The following is an 18,007-nucleotide window of genomic DNA, read 5'->3' as shown; positions in this document are numbered from 1 at the left end:
CGGATCGACGCCGACTGACTGAACGACGACGATCGCCCCTCGCCCACCTCGGGCGGGGGGCGATCGTCGTTCACTCTTTCAGGGGTGGCTGGGCGTCGTCTTGCGCTAAATTGAGAATGCTATGAGCATGCGGACTGCGGTGTTGGCGGCGATGGTGGTGCTCGCGTGCGCGGGCTGCGCCGCCGTGCAGACGCAGCCCGCGGCGCAGCCGAAGATCCCGACGATCGTGCCGCCCACGTCGTTCAGCCGGGTCCCGCAGATGACCGACCGGCCCCTGCCGGACGACTGCGAGCTGGTCATCCCGGTCGAGCTGTTCAACCAGAAGCTCGGCCGCGAGCTGCCCGGCGAGCTGAAGACGATCATCGGCATCCCGGAACCGTCACTCGGCCGCACCGGGAAGATCGACTGCTACTACGGCGTGCCGGAGAAGCAGCCGATCGCCGCCGCGCCCGTGATCATCGGCCTGGCCACGTACGCCGACGAGGCGGCGGCCGGCACCCGGGTCGCCGAGAGCGTGGCCGCCGAGCGCGAGGACGGCGCGACCGTCCGCGAGGTCGACGTGGGCAAGAAGAAGGGCCAGTTCATCAGCAGCGAGGACGAGCGGTTGGTCCTGGGTTCGCTGGGCAAGACCACGTACGTGGCCAGGGTGAAGCTCGGCGTGCTGCCCGACGACGCGGTCGCGGGCGTCCTCGCCGCCCTGGCGCAGCAGTCGATGACGCCGGTCGAAGGGGCCTGAAGATCCTTCACGTGGCAGGCTGGTCCGCATGTTGCGCGTGGGGCTCTCCGGGGGCATCGGGTCGGGCAAGTCGACGGTGGCGGGCAGGCTCGCCGAGCACGGCGCGGTGGTGATCGACGCCGACCGGCTGGCCCGCGAGGTGCTCGAACCCGGCACCGACGGGCTGCGCGAGGTGGTGGAGGCGTTCGGCGCGGACGTGCTCGGCGCGGACGGCGCGCTGAACCGGCCCGCCCTCGCGGCGAAGGTGTTCGGCGACGAGCAGGCCCTGACCACGCTCAACGGCATCACCCACCCGAGGATCGCCGCCCGCACGGGCGAGCTGATCGCCGCCGCGCCCGCGGACGCGATCGTCGTGCACGACGTCCCGTTGCTGGTGGAGAAGGACATGGCGCCGCTCTACCACCTGGTGGTGATCGTGCACGCGGATATGGACCAGCGGCTCGTGCGGCTGCGCGACCGGGGCATGGCCGAGGAGGACGCGCGCCGGCGCATCGCCGCGCAGGCCGACGACGAGCGCCGCCGTGCCGTGGCGGACGTGTGGCTGGACAACTCCGGCACGCCCGACCTGGTGCTGGCGCAGGTGGACGCGCTGTGGGCGGACCGGCTGGTGCGGTACGAGTCGAACATCAGGCTGCGCCGCCACGCCTCGGGCGCGCCGATCGTGGTGCCCTACGACGAGACGTGGCCCGTCCAGGCGGCACGGGTCGAGGCGCGCATCCGGCTGGCCGCCGGTGGCCGCGTGGTCGAGCACATCGGCTCCACGTCCGTGCCCGGACTCGTGGCCAAGGACGTGCTGGACTTCCAGCTGGGCGTGAAGTCGCTGGAGGAGGCTGCGGAGCTGGAGGAAGCGTTGACGCAGGCGGGTTTCCCGAGCCTGGGCGTCGCCGAGGACAGCGTGAAGTACGAGGGCGACGCGCCGGAGGACTGGCACAAGAGGCTGCACGCGGGCGCGGATCCGGGACGGCGGGTCAACCTGCACGTCCGGGTCCAGGGCGGTCCGGCGTGGAACTGGGCGCTGCGGTTCCGCGACTGGCTGCGGGCCGACGCGGCGGCGCGGGACGAGTACGCGGCGGTGAAGCTGGAGCTGTCCGAGCAGCACCGGGGTGACGCGGACGGTTTCGCCTACGGCGAGTCGAAGGAGCCGTGGATGGCCGCCGCGACCGCGCGGGTGGACGCTTTCTACAGGGAGGGCCAGACGTCGTAGATGCCCCGGTGGGTCAGCCACGAGCCGAGGTCGTGCCGGTGGAGGCTGACCTCCTCCAGGGTGCGGTGCACGGTGCGCAGCGCCTGGTCGGCGTCGAGGGGGCCGAGGACGCGTCCGGCGACGGCGGCGGCGAACTCCTCGCAGTGCACGATCCGCGCGGTCGTGCCGCCGGGCACGGCCAGGCCGAGCAGCAGGTCGGTGGTGCGCCACGCGCGGCCGTCCCGCTGCACGCGGACCGCGCTGAGCACGCTCGGGCCGCTGCGCGCGTGCCTGGACCGGGGCCGGTGGTGGGTCAGCCGGAGACCGAGTGCGGGCATCAACCAGGTGACCTCCGAATCGGTGAACGGGTCCTCCGGTGTCGGGCATTCCAGCCGCAGTCCCCACGGCTCCACCCGACACGTGGACAGGTGCCGCGACATGCCGCTGGAGTAGCTGCGAACTGCGCTGACGGTGTCGACCACGTCGACCAGCTGAGGTGTGATGACTGCTGCCACGCGACCCAACGTAGACGCAGATGTGTGCTTGGTAACTATCGGGTTTGATTCGTTACATCACGGTCTGTGCGGGGAAGCGGTCTCTATCAGGTGACGGACTCGGATGGCGGTTGACCAGCAAGTGTGACGGTCTGTATTACCGCCGACGCCAGGTGGTGATCGTTCCCTGGGACGCGAGCCAGCGCACCGCGTCGTGACCGTGCGCCGCGATGCCGGCCACCGCGCGGTAGGTCGTCTCCAGCGCCCACTGCGCCCGGTCGGCCTGGATGAGCCCGCGGTCCAGCGCCGTGAGCAGCTCGTCGGTGTCCAGCACGGTCACGCTGCGGCCCGTGCGCACGACCAGGTCCAGGTACAGGTCGACGGTCTTCCACACCGAGCCGCTGGAGCTGATCTCGACCACGTCCACGTAGAGGTCGTAGTCGCGCTCGTGGCCCGGGTGCCAGGACTGCCGGGTGACGCGCAGGCCGTGCGCGGGCAGCAGCCACGACTCGAAGTGCGACAGGTGCGGGTGGCCGGGCACCGGGCGGGACATGTAGAGGCCGTGCCCGGTCAGCCGGTACTCCTCGACCCCGCGCAGGTGGCCCTTGGGGTCGGTGTTGCTCTTGGAGTCGAGGTCGAAGTACTCGATCTTCGGCGGGTGGATGTGCATGCGGGTCCCGGCGGCACTCGACGTCACAGCGCCGACCTTAGGCATCGACACCGGCGGAATGCTCCTTTCTGTCACCCGAAAGTATGAGGATCGCTTACTCTTCCCGCCATGTTCGGCATCATCCGCCCCTGTCGCAACCGCCTGGACCCCGAGCTGCGCGAGTCGTGGCTGGCGCACCTGTGCGGGCTGTGCCTGGCGCTGCGCGACGATCACGGCCACCTGGCCCGCGTGGTCACCAACTACGACGGCCTGGTGATCTCCGCCCTGGTGGAGGCGCAGGCGGGACGGTCGCGGCGCTCCGCCGGGCCGTGCGCCCTGAGGGGCATGCAGTCGGCGGACGTCGCCGTGGGCACGGGCGCGCGCCTGGCCGCGTCGGTGTCCCTGGTGCTGGCCTCGGCGAAGGTCGGGGACCACGTGTCCGACCGCGACGGCGTGTTCGCGCGGGCCCCGATGCGCGGCGTCGGCAGGCAGGTGGCGCGGCGGTGGGCGGCGCAGGCGTCGGAGACGGGCGTCGACCTGGGGTTCGACACGGCGGTGCTGGTGGACGCCGTGCGGCGGCAGTCGTCGGTGGAGGCCGCGGCGGGTCCCGGGTCGTCGGTGCTGACCGTGACCGAGCCGACCGCGACGGCGGCGGGCGAGGCCGTGGCGCAGACCGCGGTGCTGGCCGGGCGGCCGGCCAACGCGGCGCCGTTGCGGGAGGTCGGACGGCTGTTCGGGAGGTTGGCGCACCTGGCGGACGCGGTGGAGGACCTGGCGGAGGACCGGGCGTCCGGCGCGTGGAACCCGCTGGTCGCCACCGGCACCACCACCGACGAGGCGCGGCGGCTGTGCGACGACGCGGCGTCGGGCATCGAACTGGCGATGAAGGAGGTCGAGTTCGCCGACGACCGGCTGGTGCACGTGCTGCTGGTGCACGAGGTGCGCGAGTCGATCCGGCGGGCGTTCGGCGACCCCCACTCGCACGGGCACAACCCGCCACCGCCTCCCGGTTGGCAGCCCGCGCCGGGGATGTACCCGCCGGCCGCCCAGCCCGGGCCGCGCGGTCCCCACGGGCAGCCCGGCCCGCACCCCGGCAGCATGCCGCCGCCCGGTCACGTGCCGCCGCCCTCGGCTCCCGGCCGCGGCGGTCCTCCCGAGCCGCCGAAGGGCGGCAAGAAGGGCCGGCGCGGCGCCGAGCCGCCCCCTCCCGGCAGCGGCCTGTGGTGCTGGCCCAAGCTGAAGCGGCCACCGGTGACCCGCGGCGCGTTCCTGGGCTGCCTGGCCGTGCTCTACCAGTGCGGCACGTGCCAGTACTGCTGCCGCGACCCGTACCCCGGCCCGTTCAGCGGCAAGCCCCGCGAGGCCTGGTGCAACTGCGACTGCGGTCCGGGCTGCGACTGCGGCGGGTGCGACTGCAACTGCTGATCAAAGGCCGCTGACCTGGGCCGGATCGGAAATTGTCGTACCACCGGCGTACCGTCGTACCCGTGGCTTTCCCAACCGAGATCCCGGTCAAGGCGCACTCGTCCCACCGCCCCGTCGGGGACATCCCCCGCACCGGCGGGCGGTTCCGCGTGGTCAGCGACTACCAGCCCGCGGGTGACCAGCCCGCGGCGATCGCGGACCTCGAGCGGCGGGTGCGCGCCGGTGAGAAGGACGTCGTCCTGCTCGGCGCGACCGGCACGGGCAAGTCGGCCACCACGGCGTGGCTGGTGGAGAAGGTGCAGCGGCCCACGCTGGTGATGGCGCCGAACAAGACGCTGGCCGCGCAGCTGGCGAACGAGCTGAAGGGGTACTTCCCGGACAACGCGGTGGAGTACTTCGTCAGCTACTACGACTACTACCAGCCCGAGGCGTACATCCCGCAGACCGACACCTACATCGAGAAGGACTCGTCGGTCAACGAGGACGTCGAACGGCTACGCCACTCGGCCACGATGAGCCTGCTCACCCGGCGTGACGTGATCGTGGTCGCGTCCGTGTCGTGCATCTACGGCCTGGGCACGCCCCAGTCGTACCTGGACCGGTCGATCAAGCTGGAGGTCGGCGCCGAGGTCGAGCGCGACCTGCTGCTGCGCGCCCTGGTCGACATCCAGTACACGCGCAACGACATCGCGTTCAACCGCGGCACGTTCCGCGTGCGCGGCGACACGGTGGAGATCATCCCGGCGTACGAGGAGCTGGCGCTGCGGGTCGAGTTCTTCGGCGACGAGATCGACAAGCTCTACTACCTGCACCCCCTGACCGGCGACGTGGTCAAGGAGGTCGAGGAGCTGCGCATCTTCCCGGCCACCCACTACGTGGCGGGCCCGGAGCGCATGGAGAAGGCGATCCGCAACATCGAGATCGAGCTGGCCGAGCGGCTGGCCACGCTGGAGCGGCAGGGCAAGCTGCTGGAGGCGCAGCGGCTGCGCATGCGCACCGCGTACGACATCGAGATGATGCGCCAGGTCGGCTTCTGCAACGGCATCGAGAACTACTCGCGCCACATCGACGACCGCGGCCCCGGCACCGCGCCCGCCACGCTCATCGACTACTTCCCGGACGACTTCCTGATGGTCATCGACGAGTCGCACGTGACCGTGCCGCAGATCGGCGGCATGTACGAGGGCGACGCCTCGCGCAAGCGCAACCTGGTCGAGCACGGCTTCCGCCTGCCGAGCGCGATGGACAACCGCCCGTTGACCTGGGAGGAGTTCGCCGACCGGATCGGCCAGACGGTGTACCTGTCGGCCACGCCCGGCCCGTACGAGATGGGCCAGACCGGCGGCGAGTTCGTCGAGCAGGTCATCCGCCCGACCGGCCTGGTCGACCCGCAGGTCGTGGTCAAGCCGACCGAGGGCCAGATCGACGACCTGGTGCACGAGATCCGGGTGCGTGCCGAGAAGGACGAGCGGGTCCTGGTCACCACGCTGACCAAGAAGATGGCCGAGGACCTGACGGACTACCTGCTCGAACTCGGCATCCGGGTGCGGTACCTGCACTCGGAGGTCGACACCCTGCGCCGCGTCGAACTCCTGCGCCAGCTCCGACTGGGCGAGTACGACGTCCTGATCGGCATCAACCTGCTGCGCGAGGGCCTGGACCTCCCGGAGGTCTCCCTCGTCGCCATCCTGGACGCGGACAAGGAAGGCTTCCTCCGCTCGGGCACCAGCCTGATCCAGACCATCGGCCGCGCGGCCCGCAACGTGTCCGGCGAGGTCCACATGTACGCGGACCGGATCACCGACTCGATGCGGCACGCGATCGACGAGACCACCCGCAGGCGGGCCAAGCAGGTCGCGTACAACGAGGAGCGGGGCCTCGACCCCCAGCCGCTGCGCAAGAAGATCACCGACATCCTGGAGCAGGTCTACGCCGAGGCCGAGGACGCCATCGCCCCCGGCGGCTCCGGCCGCAACACCTCGCGCGGCAAGAAGCCGACCGGCGACCCGGGCGCCAACGGCCGCGCCGGCTCCGGCGTCCTGACCGACCGCGACACCGGCTCCATGGCCCGCTCGGAACTGGCCGACCTGGTCCAACAACTGACCGACCAGATGATGAACGCCGCGCGCGAGCTGCAGTTCGAACTGGCCGGCCGGCTGCGCGACGAGATCCAGGACCTGAAGAAGGAACTGCGCGGCATGGACGCGGCCTTCAAGTAGCGGCCTTGGCGGGCTGGTCCCCGCATCCACGGGGATCAGCCCGCCAAGGCCGCCCGCACCTTCCCGACGACCGCGCCCTCGGCCGCTCCGACCTGCCCGTCCGCCGAAGCGACCTCCTCGCACACCGCGAGCACCGCGGCGGAGAACGCCCCGACCTCGTCGGGTGCCTTGGCGGCCACGATCGCCACCGACCGCCGCAACGCCGCCAGCACACCGTCCTCCACATCGGCCGCCGACCCCGCCGGCAACTCGGGCCGCGCCGCGCCGAGCACCTGCCGCAACCGGGGCGAGAACGTCGCCATCGCCCGGATGCCCGCGTGGCTCTCCTCGTCCAGCGCACCCGGCTCGGCCGTGGACACCAGCACCATCGCGCCGAAGACCGCCGTGCGCAGGGTCCGGCCTTCCTCGTCCGTGTAGACAGTCACGTGATCACCTTAAATGCCACCGGTTAGCGTGGCGCCATGACGGTGGACGACGTGATCGCGCACTGCCTGGCCAAGCCCGGCGCCGAGGAGACCTACCCGTTCGGTGACGGCGAGCTGTGTTGCAAGGTCGGCGGGAAGATCTTCGCGTTCGTCGGGCTGGACGGCGGCAGCGTCGGCGTGAAGTCGGGCGCCACCGCCGACGACGCGGGGCACTGGCGCGAGCTGTACCCGGACGACGTCTCGGTCAGCGCCTACATCGGGCGCTACGGCTGGAACCGCGTGCGCGTCGGCGGCGCGGTCCCGGACGACGAGCTGCTCGAACTCCTCGACCTGTCCTACCAGCTCGTCGTGGACAAGCTGCCCAAGGCCAAGCGGCCGTCAGCCTCCTGAACGGGAACGGCGCACCAGGACCACCCGGTGCGCCGTTCCGCGGAACCCGACTCAGCTGGTGATGTCCTTGCGCGCGAACTTCCGCGCCGCCAGCAGCGTGAAGAACGCCCCGAACGCCAGGGCGGAGAACGTGCCCTTCGTCATCTGCGCCCAGTCCACGTCCGACGACAGCAGGTCCGCCCACGCCAACGCGTAGTGCGTCGGCAGGTAGTCCCGCAGCCCTTCCAGCGCGGTGATCTGGTCGAGGATCTGCGACACGATCGACGCCAGCACCGCGCCGCCCACGGCGCCGAGCGGCGCGTCCGTGGACACCGACAGGTACAGCGCCAGCCCGGCCACCCAGAACAGGTGGATCGAGATGTAGACCACGGCCAGCGCCACCCCGTACACGCCGGCGCCGAAGGACGCGGCCTCGCCGGTCGGCGACACCGCCTCGCCCGCCCCGTACCAGATCACGCCGACGACCAGGGCCACCGCGGGCAGCAGCGCCAGCGCGAACACCGACATCAGCCCGGACGCCAGCGCCTTGCGCCGCAGCAGCCGGTGCCGGGGGATCGGCGCGGCCAGCAGGTACTTCAACGACGACCACGACGCCTCGCTCGCGATCGTGTCGCCGAAGAACAGCGCCACGATCATCGGCAGCAGGAAGCTGCTGCTCACGAACAGCGTCAGGATCACGAAGTTCACGCCGCTGGCCGTGGCCAGGTCGACGAAGCCGCCCGCCCGCCGGTTCGGCGACGACTGCCCCAGCTCGAACGCCACCACCAGGATGAACGGCAGCAGCACCAGGAAACCCAGCACCAACTGCGTCCGCCTGCGGCGCAACTGCCGCACCAGCTCGACCCGCACGGGCAACGTCCGCCCGGCCCGGTACCCGACCTTCGACCCGTCCGGCGCGACCGACGAGTGCTCGGCCTCCGCGGCGTCCGTCAGATCGGAGATCGCGGCCGGATCGGTGTGCACACCGTTCTCGCTCATTCCCCCACCAACTCCAGGAACGCGTCTTCCAACCGGCGGCGCGGACCGGCCTGGTCCACCGCCACACCCGCGGCCACGAGCGCCTGCAACGCCGACGCGCGAGGCGTGCCGTTGAGGCTCGCGTGGACCTGCTCGCCGTCGACGTGCACGTCGTGCACGCCGGCCAGGCTCCGCAGCACGGTGGCCGCCTCGTCCGGCCGGTCGACCTTGAAGCTCGCCTCGCCGCCGCCCGTCGCGATCTCGTCGACCGGACCGGCCGCGACCAGCGAACCCTTGTGCATCACGACCACGTGCGTGCACGTCTGCTCGACCTCGGCGAGCAGGTGGGACGACACCAGCACGGTGCGCCCGGCCGCCGCGTAGCGGCGCAGCACCTCGCGCATCTGGTGGATCTGGGGCGGGTCGAGCCCGTTGGTCGGCTCGTCCAGCACCAGCAGGTCCGGCAGGCCGAGCATGGCCTGCGCGATCGCCAGCCGCTGCCGCATGCCCTGGCTGTAGGTCCGCACGCGCCGCCGCACGGCGTTGCCCAGACCCGCGATCTCCAGGGCCTCCTCGACGTGGGCCTGCTCCAGCGGCCGGCCGGTGGCCGCCCAGTACAGCCGCAGGTTCTCCGCGCCGGACAGGTGCGGCAGGAAGCCGGAGCCCTCCACGAACGACCCGATCCGCGACAGCACCGGCGCGCCCGGCACGATCCGGTGGCCGAACACCCTGATGCCGCCCTCGGTGGGTCGGATCAGGCCCATCAGCATGCGCAGCGTGGTGGTCTTGCCCGCGCCGTTGGGCCCGAGCAGGCCCAGCACCTGGCCGTGCTCCACCCGGAACGACAGGTCCTTCACCGCGACGAACCCGCCGGCGTAGGACTTGCTCAGGTTCTCGATCACCAGCGGCACCGACTCGAGCTCCGGGTCGACGTCCGCGGTCAGCCTGCGGCGGAACCACGCGACCACGCCCGCGATGACGCAGACGACCAGCACGATCGCGATGCCCCACAGCGCGCCGGTCGGCACCTCGCTGGTCGCGTTCACGCCCGGCACCACCGGCACCGACAGCGCGGGCGAGGCCAGCGAGATCCGGTACGCGGCGGGCTCGGCGGCGTTCGAGTACGCCATGTCGGTGGTCGACACGACCAGCTGGAACCGGTGGTCGGCCTCGACCGGGCGCACCGCGCCGGGCAGCGTCACGGTGACCTCGACCGGCGTGCCGTCAGCCGGCAGGTCGGTCACCCGCACCGGCGCGACCGCCGAGCCGGGCAGCGTCCGCACGCCGCTCGCGTCGGCGTCGTACAGCTTCACGAACAGCACCGCGCCCTCGGCGGGCACCGGCTGGCCCGGCACGGCGGCCACGCGCAGCCGCACCGTGGACGCGCCGGTCAGCAGCGTCTGCGCGGTCTGCGGCTCGCTCTGGAACACCGCCGCCTGGCCGGGCAGGTCGATCGACAGCCGCGACGACAGCGAGCTGGACCGCGCCACCACCGATCCGAGACCGGGCAGGCTGGACACCGCCGCCGGGTTGCCACCCGCCGGGTTGACCACGACCTGCTCACGGCCGGTCAGCGGCACGTCCCGGCGCTCGGCGCCCGCCGAGCCGTCGAGGCCCGGGTAGCTCGGCGCGACGACGTTGCGCAACGACGGCGTCCCGCTGCTGCGGAACGCGCCGACCACGGTGTACTCGAAGCTCGTGCCGGGGTCGCTGCCCTTGCCCTCCAGGTGGAACGCCATCCAGTCGGCGATCTGGCCGCGCAGCTCCGGGCCGGGCGAGCCGCCGTCGTGGCCGCCCGAGTACCAGACGACCTTGACCTTCGCGCCGTTCGCGGCGATCTGGCGGGCGTTGGCGTCGGCCTGGTCGAGGCCGAACAGGGTGTCCTGTTCGCCCTGGACCAGCAGCGTCGGCTGGGTGATCCGGCCCGTCACGGCCGCCGGCGACGCGCGCCGCAGCACCTCCAGGGTCTGCGGCCCGGCCTTGCCGGTGGTCGCGACCTCGGTGTACGCGGCGCACACGTCGGCCTGGAACCGGCCGCACGCGCCGTTCAGCGGTCCGGCCGGTCGGGCGTTGTCGCCCTGCGGCTGAGGCGTGGTGACCGCGGCGGCGGCGCTGTCGACGCCCTGCGAGTCGTCCTGGCCTGGTTCGGTGGCCTCCTGGCCGGGGTTGGTGGCGTCCGCGCCGGACAGGCCGGCGGAGAAGAAGATGCCCGCCCACGACCTCTTGAACACGCCCTCGTCGGCGAACGCGCCCGCCGCCGGGGTGTCGGTCGGCACGCCCTCGGGGCGCCCCGAGTTCGGCAGCAGCGCCTGGGCCAGGTCGTTGTAGGTGATGACCGGCGCGATCGTGTCCACCCGCGGGTCGACGCCGGCCAGCGACAGCGCGAGCGCGCCACCGTAGGAACCGCCGGTCACGCCCACCTTGGGGTCTCCGGCGCGGTCGGTCACGACCTCTTCGCGGGTGGCCAGCCAGTCGAGCAGCTTCTGCGCGTCGCGGACCTCGTGGTCGACGGAGTTCAGGGCGATCTGGCCGGTGCTGCGGCCGAAGCCGCGCGCCGAGTAGGCCAGCACGACGAACCCGCGCTGGGCCAGTTCGGTGGCCTGGGCGGCGACGGCGGCCTTGCTGCCGCCGAAGCCGTGCGGCAGCAGGACGGCGGGTGCGGGTGTGCGTTCGGGCAGGTACAGGGTGGTGTCGATCTGCACGGTGCGGTCGCTGTCCGGACTTTCCGGCACGTCGATCACCGCGTCGCGGGTGCTCACCGGGGCGGGGTCGTCCCCCTGGCGCGTGAAGACCACGATGGCGCCCACCAGGGCGACCAGCACGACCAGCGCGGGGAGCGACCACCTGCCGCGGAGGCGGTTGAGGGAGGCCACGGAGTTGACCATAGGCGTGATTGGCTGAGAACGGACTGTCAGCACCGCGTCGCGCTCTCAGCCGGAACCACCGGTCAGGCCCCGGACGGGTGCCTCTGATCACCTCCGCTGGCGCCGGACCGCATTCATGCGTGACACTGTGGAGGCGTGGAGGGGAGTACTCCCTCGCGGCGGTGTCGTCAGCACGGAGCCTGGCGTGAGGTTCCCGGTGCCGCCGGTCGGTCGTTGAGATCGGCGGAGGAGACCTCCGGTCATTGGCGTGCGCGCGATGCACCGGAGGTTTGAGTCGTGTCTGTTCCCGTGTGGCTGTGGTTCGCCACGATCGCCGGCCTGGTGGTCCTGTTGGCCATCGACCTCTTCATCGTCGACCGCAAACCGCACGAGGTCACCATCGGCGAAGCCGCCCGGTGGGTCACCTTCTACGTGGGTGTGGCGGTCCTGTTCGGCATCGGCATCTGGTTCTTCTCGGGCGGTGTCTACGCGGGCGAGTTCTTCGCGGGGTACATCACCGAGTACTCGCTGAGCGTCGACAACCTGTTCATCTTCTTGATCATCATGACCACCTTCAAGGTGCCCGCGATCCACCAGCACAAGGTGCTGCTGATCGGCATCCTGATGGCGCTGGTCATGCGCGGCATCTTCATCGCCGTGGGCGCGGCGGTCATCGCCCAGTTCAGCTGGGTCTTCTACCTCTTCGGCGTGTTCCTCATCTACACCGGCTACAAGCTGGCGCGGACGGACCACAACGAGGAGGAGAAGGAGGAGTACAAGGAGAACATCGCGCTCCGGCTCGTCCGCAAGGTGTACCCGGTGGTGGACGGCTACCAGGGCGGCAAGTCGTTCGTGAAGATCGACGGCAAGCGGTTCGTCACGCCGATGTTCATCGTCATCGTCGCCATCGGCACCACGGACCTGCTGTTCGCGCTCGACTCCATCCCGGCCATCTTCGGCCTGACCAAGGAGCCGTTCCTGGTCTTCACCGCGAACGCGTTCGCGCTGATGGGCCTGCGGCAGCTGTACTTCCTGCTGGGCGGCCTGCTGAACAAGCTGGTGTACCTGTCGATCGGCCTGTCGGTGATCCTCGGCTTCATCGGCGTGAAGCTGATCCTGGAGGCGCTGCACACCAACTCGCTGCCGTTCCTCAACGGCGGTGAGCCGCTGCACGTGCCGACGATCGGCATCGAGGTGTCGCTCTCGGTGATCGTGGGCGTGCTGGCCATCACCACGATCGCCAGCCTGGTCAAGGTGCGTCGCCACCCCGAGGCGGTCAAGCCGGTGCCCACCTCCAGTGACCATCTGTGAGCGTCAAAATCTCGTGAGCCTTGCTAATGATCGGTGCGGTAACGTGCTGAAGCGTGCGCCCCGATGACTTGCAGTCGTTGACCCAGCCCGGCTCCGTGTCGGTGCGTGGGGACCTCGTCCTGGTGAACGTCTCCACCCCGGACGTCGCCGCGAACGCCTACCGGGGCGGGCTGCACCGCGTCGCCCTGGACGGCGGCGGGACGAAGCGCTGGACGTGGGCGGAACGCGACCTGGCACCCCGGATCTCCCCGGACGGCCGCTGGGTCGCGTTCCTGCGCGTCACGGCCCGCGGCGAGGCGCCGCAGCTGCACGTGATGCCCGCCGACGGCGGTGAGGCGCGTGCGCTCACCGACCTGCGGCTGGGCGCCGGCGTGCCGGCGTGGGCGCCGGACTCGCGGCGGATCGCGTTCACCTCGCGGGTCCCCGAAGCGGGTCGCTACGGCGCGCCGCTCGTCGAGGGCGGGGACGTGCCGACGCCGGACGCGGAGGCGCCGCGGCACATCACCCGGCTGGACTACCGGCTCGACGACGTCGGCTTCACCGCCGACCGGCACGCGCGGCTGTTCACCGTGGACGCGCTGGACGCCGACGCCGAGCCGGTCGAGCTGACCGACGGCACGTGCTCCGTCGCCGACCCCGCCTGGACGGCGGACGGCGCGGCCGTGCTGTTCCTGGCCGAACGCGACCTCGGCGCGGCCGAGTCCTTCCACAACGACGTCTACCGCGTGCCCGCGTCCGGTGGCGAGCCCGAGCTGGTGGTGCGGACGCCCGGCGCGGCCGTGCTGCCGGTCGCGCTGCCCGACGGCGGCGTGCTGTTCTACTCGCCCGAGCACGCGCCCGGCACGGCCGCCATCGCGCGGAACACGAGCCTGTGGCGCTTCGACGGCGAGCGGCTCACCCGGCTCACCGACCTGGAGACCGTCGACTGCGAGAAGGCCGCCGGCGCGCCGGTGCCGACCGCCTCGGGCGTGCTCGTGGCGGTCCGCAACCGGGGCGCGGTCGAGCTGCGCCGCGTGCCGCTGGACGCCGACGCTGCCGTGCTGGCCGACCTGGAGCTGCTGGCGGGCGAGCGGGCCGAGGTGAGGTCCTTCGCCGCGGACGGCGACCGGGTCGTGGCCGTGGTGTCGACCTCGGGCAACGCCGGCGAGGTCGAGCTCGTCGGCGGCGGCCCGCTGACCGACTTCGGCTCGACCGTGCCGCTGCGGCCGGCGGTCGAGCTGACCGGCGCCGCGCCGGACGGCTACCCGGTGCACGGCTGGCTGGTGCTGCCCGAGGGGGAGGGCCCGCACCCGGTGGTGCTGGCCGTGCACGGCGGCCCGTTCATGTACCACGGCTGGGGGTTCTACGACGAGGCCCAGGTGTACGCCGCGGCCGGCTACGCGGTCGTGCTGCCCAACCCGCGCGGGTCCGCCGGGTACGGCCAGGCGCACGGCCAGGCCGTGATCGGCGGGTTCGGCACGGTCGACGTGGACGACGTCCTCGCCGTGCTCGACCTCGCGCTGGAGCGCCCCGACCTCGACACCGACCGGGTGGGCGTGATGGGCGGCTCCTACGGCGGCTTCATGACCTCCTGGCTGGCCGCGCACCACGGCGAGCGGTTCCGCGCCGCGTGGAGCGAGCGCGCCGTCAACGCGTGGGACTCGTTCGCCGGCTCCTCGGACATCGGCTGGTTCTTCGCCGACGCCTACTGCGGGCCGAGCCTGGAGACCCAGCGCGCGATGAGCCCGCTGACCTACGCCGAGAAGATCTCCATGCCGTTCATGGTCGTGCACTCCGAGCACGACTGGCGCTGCCCGCTGGAGCAGGCGCAGCGGCTGTTCGTCGCTCTGCGCCGCAACGGCGTCGAGGCCGAGATGCTGGTGTTCCCCGGCGAGGGCCACGAGCTGACCCGCTCGGGCAAGCCGCGCCACCGCGCGCAGCGGTTCGAGGCCGTCCTGGACTGGTGGGCTCGTCATTTGGCCTGAAATCCGGCAAAACCGCTGATCCACTCCCTCCGCGAACGGCAGACTGGTCTTTCGTGGAGGGAGTTGGGATGGCTACCCCACTCGATTGGCCCGCCGGGACGTTCCTGGACCTGCTCGTCCCGGCCGCGCAGCACGCCCTGCTGGACCTCGGCGCGCCGAAGGTGTTCCGCCGCGGCGACGTGATGATGCGCGAGGGCGAGGACAGCGACCACGTCGTCGTGCTGCTGCAGGCGCTGGTCAAGGTGACCGAGACGCTCGAGAACGGTCGGGTCGCGCTGCTCAACATCAAGGTCGGCGGCGACGTGGTCGGCGAGATGGCGTTCCTGAGCGGCGAGCCGCGATCGGCGACCGTGACCGCGTGCGTCGACACGCGGGCCCGGGTGGTCACCGCGGCGCAGTTCCAGCGCTACCTCGGCGAGTTCCCCGAGGCGAACCTCGCCCTCACCCGGATGATCATGAAGACGCTGAGGTGGAACCAGCAGCGCCGGGTCGACGTCAACGGCTACCCGTCGTCGGTGCGGCTGGCGCGGGTGCTCAACCACCTGGCCGACGCCTACGGGCGCGTCTCGCCCGACGGGGTGACCCTGGACCTCGGCCTGACCCAGGGCGAACTCGGGTCGCTGGTCGGCGCGGAGGAGGACACCGCCCGGCGTGAGCTGCGCGCGTTGCGCGACCGGGGCGTCATAACCATGGGCTACCGGACCACCACGATCGTGGACCGCGACGTGCTGCGGAAGATCGCCGAACTGTGAAACGGGAAACCCGGTGATCGCCCTACTTCCGAACGCGGTCCGGGACGATGCTCCTCGTGTGACGCTGGACATGGTGATGCCCCTCCACGGACTGGTCTACCGCCTCGTGGTGGCCGTGGACGTCGAGGGCTACAGCAAGCTCGACGCGCTGGACCAGTCGCTGGTCCAGTCGCGGCTGAGCGACCTGCTGGACGTGGCCGCCCGCAAGGCCGGGCTGGACCGCGACCTGTGGTACCGGCAGGTGCGCGGCGACGGCGAACTGGCCGTGCTGCCCACCGACGCCGACGCCGCGTGGGTGGTCGCCCACTTCACCGAGCAGCTCGCCGAGGCGTTGGCCGACCTGCGCCGCGCGGGCACGCCGTTGCGGATGCGCGTGGCCATGCACTGCGGCCCGCTCACCGCGGGCGCGTTCGGGCTGGTCGGCGACGCCCCGATCGTGACCTGCCGGCTGCTCGACGCCAAGGTGGTCCGCGACGCGCTCGCGGCCACCGCCGACGACGACCTGGTGCTGGTGATCTCGCAGCAGCTGCACGACGACGTCGTGCGCACCCGGTTCCACGAGCTCGACCCCACCCGGTTCCGGTTCACCCGGTTCCGGGTGAAGAACCAGGGCTACTCGGGGTACGTGTGCACCGGCGCGCCCCGTCGGGGTTGGGCCAATGGCTAGCGGACGGCGGCGTGGTTGCGGCACTCTCACCGGATGCAGTGGACCGTGCGGGCCGGACGGCCCGACGACGCGCCCGAGATCGCCAGGATCAACGTGGACGCGTGGCAGCACTCGTACCGCGGGATAGTGGACGACCCGGTGCTGGACCGGATGCTGCCCGAGAGCAGGCTCCCGGCGTGGACGCGCGTGCTGAGGCTGCCCGAACCCAGCCGGGTGTTCGTCGCGGTCGACGAGAGCGCCGGCCGGATCGGCGCCTACTGCGCGGTCGACGCGGTCCGCGAGTCCAAGGACGCGCACCCCGACCTGCACACCGGGGAGCTGGTGGCGATCTACGCCGACCCGCGCTACCACGGGCAGGGCGCGGGGCACGAGGTGCACGAGGCCGGGCTGCGCCACCTGATGGACCAGGGGTTCCGGTACGCCGTCCTGTGGGTGTTCCAGGACAACGCCCGCAGCCGCGGGTTCTACGAGTCGCACGGCTGGCGGCACGACGGGCTGGTGAACCGCTACGAGCTCGGCGGCCAGGAGCTGCCCGAGGTCAGGTACGCCCGGTTCCTCCCGGCGCCGCGCCGGCGCGGTCAGCCGAGCAGGGTCTAGCTCAACCGAGCAGGGTGTAGTTCAGCTCCTCGCACACCCGTGCCAGCGGCAGGTCGAGGCCGGGGTGTTCCAACGGCAGCAGCACGTCCGGCGAGGCGGGCAGGCCGGTGCCGGCCGGCGGGTCCCACAGGCACACCGCCGGGTCGCCGGCGTCCATCGACGAGCGGTACCACAGCCCGTCCAGCTCGGGGTAGGCCGCGCGGATCGCCCGCGCCCACTGCTGCGTGATCGCCTTGGGCCCGGCGCTGATCTCCTGCGACGCGCCCGCCCGGGTCGGCCACAGGCCGGTCAGGTCGAGCAGCCGCAGCGTCCGGCGCGGCCTCATCACCACCAGGAACGGGCTGCGCGTGCGCCGGTCCACCACCGACGTCGCCTGGAACACCTCGGCCACCGACGTCCGCACGGTCAGGCCGAAGTACAGCACCCCCTGGTCGTGGGCGTGCGTCGGCGAGCCGTCAGGGCCGACCGGCTGGGTGTCGAACCGCGCGTGCGGCAGGGGCCCGGTGTAGCGGAAGCTGTTCCACCGCTGCGGGTGCAGGCCCTTCGCGGCGAAGACGCGCACCAACCGGGTGGCCCGGTGCACCGCCACGACGTCCTCGGTGCGGCGCAGGGTCGCCTGGAGCACAGCGGGAGCGGGCGGCTGGGGGAGCCGTGACATGCGTGTCCAAGGTTCTCGGCGACAGGGGAGGGCGGCCGGTCAGGCGGGCGTGCCCAGCTGTGCGGCCAGTGCCGCGACGCGGCGGGGTTCACCGCCGGCCAGCAGCCACTCGCGCGGCGCCGTCGGCGTGCCGTCCACCACCAGGTCCTCCTGGTCGGTCGTCATGAACCCGGCGACCACGAGCGCGGGCTGGTCCGGTGGCACGGCCGCGAGCACGGCCTCCAGCCCCGGCAGCACGCCGCCGCCCGCGAACTGCCAGGCGGGCAGCCGCCAGCTGCCCCGGTCCTTCCAGCCGACCAGGCGGCCGACGCCGAGCCGGTGCCGGATGCGGCTGGTGTCCACGCCCAGTTGCCGTGCGGCCTCGGCGACGGTCAGCGCCGAGTCGCGCAGCACGGCGTGCGCCACCACGGTCCGCGCGCGCCCCTGGTCGTCGAGGACGCGGTGCGGGCCCAGGTCGAGGCCGACGTCCTCCAGCGCGTCGCGCTGGTCGGGTGGGAAGTAGCTCGCGGGATCCGGGTGTGGCGGCGCCAGCTTCTTCGCCGCGTCGGCCACCAGCGACAGGAACTCGTCGGGGGTGACCTGCAGACCTGCTTTGGCCAACACCGCCTCCAGCGCAGGACTCATGCGCACAGGGTATCCCGGGCGTGCGCTTTTGTGCGCATAGGTAACCCGATCGTCGGACTGCATCGACAGAGTGCGCACATCTAGCGACTCTA

Annotated in this window: 17 protein-coding genes; 10 read left to right on the top strand and 7 right to left on the bottom strand. The window is 72.0% G+C overall.

Features of this window, described 5'->3' with window-relative positions; translation table 11 throughout:
• Window positions 1-127: 127 nt before the first annotated feature.
• Both ACQPYE_RS32025 and coaE read left to right on the top strand, forming a co-directional pair.
• Window positions 128-736, top strand: a complete 609-nt coding sequence (locus ACQPYE_RS32025; protein WP_498716765.1) for a hypothetical protein — start codon at window positions 128-130, stop codon at window positions 734-736.
• A 28-nt stretch (window positions 737-764) separates the two neighbouring features.
• Complete coding sequence (gene coaE / locus ACQPYE_RS32020; RefSeq protein WP_498716764.1) at window positions 765-1,940, top strand: dephospho-CoA kinase; 1,176 nt, start codon at window positions 765-767, stop codon at window positions 1,938-1,940.
• Here coaE and ACQPYE_RS32015 read toward each other — a convergent pair.
• Both ACQPYE_RS32015 and ACQPYE_RS32010 read right to left on the bottom strand, forming a co-directional pair.
• On the bottom strand, window positions 1,916-2,434 hold the full coding sequence (locus ACQPYE_RS32015; RefSeq protein ID WP_498716760.1) for a ribonuclease FAU-1 family protein: 519 nt from the start codon (window positions 2,432-2,434) through the stop codon (window positions 1,916-1,918). The two genes, coaE and ACQPYE_RS32015, sit on opposite strands and share 25 nt — an antisense overlap.
• A 136-nt stretch (window positions 2,435-2,570) precedes the next feature.
• A complete protein-coding gene (locus ACQPYE_RS32010) occupies window positions 2,571-3,083 on the bottom strand; it encodes a ribonuclease FAU-1 family protein (protein WP_498723028.1) in 513 nt (170 codons plus the stop codon).
• Between the two features lie 108 nt (window positions 3,084-3,191).
• Here ACQPYE_RS32010 and ACQPYE_RS32005 point away from each other — a divergent pair, with 108 nt between their 5' ends.
• Together ACQPYE_RS32005 and uvrB are read left to right on the top strand one after the other, a co-directional pair.
• On the top strand, window positions 3,192-4,487 hold the full coding sequence (locus tag ACQPYE_RS32005; protein ID WP_498716758.1) for a DUF5685 family protein: 1,296 nt from the start codon (window positions 3,192-3,194) through the stop codon (window positions 4,485-4,487).
• A gap of 62 nt (window positions 4,488-4,549) precedes the next feature.
• Window positions 4,550-6,706, top strand: coding sequence for an excinuclease ABC subunit UvrB (gene uvrB, locus ACQPYE_RS32000; protein ID WP_498716756.1), 2,157 nt, complete (start codon window positions 4,550-4,552; stop codon window positions 6,704-6,706).
• Between the two features lie 35 nt (window positions 6,707-6,741).
• On the opposite strand, the gene ACQPYE_RS31995 is transcribed toward uvrB, so the two are convergent.
• Window positions 6,742-7,131 (bottom strand): hypothetical protein, encoded by a 390-nt coding sequence (locus ACQPYE_RS31995; RefSeq protein ID WP_498716755.1) that lies wholly within the window; start codon window positions 7,129-7,131, stop codon window positions 6,742-6,744.
• A gap of 36 nt (window positions 7,132-7,167) precedes the next feature.
• Between ACQPYE_RS31995 and ACQPYE_RS31990 the strand changes: the two genes are divergently transcribed.
• Window positions 7,168-7,521, top strand: a complete 354-nt coding sequence (locus ACQPYE_RS31990) for an MmcQ/YjbR family DNA-binding protein (protein WP_498716754.1) — start codon at window positions 7,168-7,170, stop codon at window positions 7,519-7,521.
• Between the two features lie 51 nt (window positions 7,522-7,572).
• On the opposite strand, the gene ACQPYE_RS31985 is transcribed toward ACQPYE_RS31990, so the two are convergent.
• Both ACQPYE_RS31985 and ACQPYE_RS31980 read right to left on the bottom strand, forming a co-directional pair.
• Window positions 7,573-8,499 carry an ABC transporter permease gene (locus tag ACQPYE_RS31985; RefSeq protein ID WP_498716749.1) on the bottom strand — a complete coding sequence of 309 codons (927 nt, stop codon included), beginning with the start codon at window positions 8,497-8,499 and terminating at the stop codon, window positions 7,573-7,575.
• Window positions 8,496-11,363, bottom strand: coding sequence for an alpha/beta fold hydrolase (locus ACQPYE_RS31980; RefSeq protein WP_498716747.1), 2,868 nt, complete (start codon window positions 11,361-11,363; stop codon window positions 8,496-8,498). The genes ACQPYE_RS31985 and ACQPYE_RS31980 overlap by 4 nt, the downstream gene beginning before the upstream one ends.
• Before the next feature lie 276 nt (window positions 11,364-11,639).
• Here ACQPYE_RS31980 and ACQPYE_RS31975 point away from each other — a divergent pair, with 276 nt between their 5' ends.
• The 5 genes from ACQPYE_RS31975 to ACQPYE_RS31955 all read left to right on the top strand — a co-directional run bounded on the left by ACQPYE_RS31975 (window position 11,640) and on the right by ACQPYE_RS31955 (window position 16,633).
• A complete protein-coding gene (locus ACQPYE_RS31975; RefSeq protein WP_498716746.1) occupies window positions 11,640-12,653 on the top strand; it encodes a TerC family protein in 1,014 nt (337 codons plus the stop codon).
• 53 nt (window positions 12,654-12,706) lie between these two features.
• Window positions 12,707-14,617: a S9 family peptidase gene (locus ACQPYE_RS31970; protein WP_498716744.1), complete on the top strand. Its 1,911-nt coding sequence runs from the start codon at window positions 12,707-12,709 to the stop codon at window positions 14,615-14,617.
• A gap of 68 nt (window positions 14,618-14,685) precedes the next feature.
• The gene (locus ACQPYE_RS31965; RefSeq protein WP_498716743.1) at window positions 14,686-15,369 is read left to right on the top strand and encodes a Crp/Fnr family transcriptional regulator; all 684 of its coding nucleotides are present in this window, start codon (window positions 14,686-14,688) and stop codon (window positions 15,367-15,369) included.
• A 76-nt stretch (window positions 15,370-15,445) separates the two neighbouring features.
• Window positions 15,446-16,036 carry a nucleotidyl cyclase domain-containing protein gene (locus ACQPYE_RS31960; RefSeq protein ID WP_498716741.1) on the top strand — a complete coding sequence of 197 codons (591 nt, stop codon included), beginning with the start codon at window positions 15,446-15,448 and terminating at the stop codon, window positions 16,034-16,036.
• A 33-nt stretch (window positions 16,037-16,069) separates the two neighbouring features.
• Entirely contained in the window at window positions 16,070-16,633 is a 564-nt protein-coding gene (locus ACQPYE_RS31955; protein ID WP_498716739.1) for a GNAT family N-acetyltransferase, read from the top strand.
• A gap of 1 nt (window position 16,634) precedes the next feature.
• On the opposite strand, the gene ACQPYE_RS31950 is transcribed toward ACQPYE_RS31955, so the two are convergent.
• Window positions 16,635-17,291, bottom strand: coding sequence for an RES family NAD+ phosphorylase (locus ACQPYE_RS31950; RefSeq protein WP_498716737.1), 657 nt, complete (start codon window positions 17,289-17,291; stop codon window positions 16,635-16,637).
• A 39-nt stretch (window positions 17,292-17,330) separates the two neighbouring features.
• A complete protein-coding gene (locus ACQPYE_RS31945) occupies window positions 17,331-17,915 on the bottom strand; it encodes a DNA-binding protein (RefSeq protein WP_498716736.1) in 585 nt (194 codons plus the stop codon).
• Window positions 17,916-18,007 lie beyond the last annotated feature (92 nt).

This window comes from Actinosynnema sp. CA-299493 (genome assembly GCF_050946825.1).
In the GTDB taxonomy this organism is placed as follows: Bacteria; Actinomycetota; Actinomycetes; order Mycobacteriales; family Pseudonocardiaceae; genus Actinosynnema.
The sequence above is the reverse complement of the archived record's forward strand: the minus strand, read 5'-3'. Positions and strand labels throughout refer to the sequence as shown.

Excerpts from the sequence above, each read along its gene's own strand:
- ACQPYE_RS31945 (WP_498716736.1), bottom strand. The coding sequence starts at position 17,915 with ATGAGTCCTGCGCTGGAGGCGGTGTTGGCCAAAGCAGGTCTGCAGGTC.
- ACQPYE_RS32010 (WP_498723028.1), bottom strand. The coding sequence starts at position 3,083 with ATGCACATCCACCCGCCGAAGATCGAGTACTTCGACCTCGACTCCAAG.
- ACQPYE_RS32005 (WP_498716758.1), top strand. The coding sequence starts at position 3,192 with ATGTTCGGCATCATCCGCCCCTGTCGCAACCGCCTGGACCCCGAGCTG.
- ACQPYE_RS31960 (WP_498716741.1), top strand. The coding sequence starts at position 15,446 with ATGCCCCTCCACGGACTGGTCTACCGCCTCGTGGTGGCCGTGGACGTC.
- ACQPYE_RS31950 (WP_498716737.1), bottom strand. The coding sequence starts at position 17,291 with ATGTCACGGCTCCCCCAGCCGCCCGCTCCCGCTGTGCTCCAGGCGACC.
- ACQPYE_RS31965 (WP_498716743.1), top strand. The coding sequence starts at position 14,686 with ATGGCTACCCCACTCGATTGGCCCGCCGGGACGTTCCTGGACCTGCTC.
- coaE (WP_498716764.1), top strand. The coding sequence starts at position 765 with ATGTTGCGCGTGGGGCTCTCCGGGGGCATCGGGTCGGGCAAGTCGACG.
- ACQPYE_RS31955 (WP_498716739.1), top strand. The coding sequence starts at position 16,070 with ATGCAGTGGACCGTGCGGGCCGGACGGCCCGACGACGCGCCCGAGATC.
- ACQPYE_RS32025 (WP_498716765.1), top strand. The coding sequence starts at position 128 with ATGCGGACTGCGGTGTTGGCGGCGATGGTGGTGCTCGCGTGCGCGGGC.
- ACQPYE_RS31985 (WP_498716749.1), bottom strand. The coding sequence starts at position 8,499 with ATGAGCGAGAACGGTGTGCACACCGATCCGGCCGCGATCTCCGATCTG.
- ACQPYE_RS31990 (WP_498716754.1), top strand. The coding sequence starts at position 7,168 with ATGACGGTGGACGACGTGATCGCGCACTGCCTGGCCAAGCCCGGCGCC.
- ACQPYE_RS31980 (WP_498716747.1), bottom strand. The coding sequence starts at position 11,363 with ATGGTCAACTCCGTGGCCTCCCTCAACCGCCTCCGCGGCAGGTGGTCG.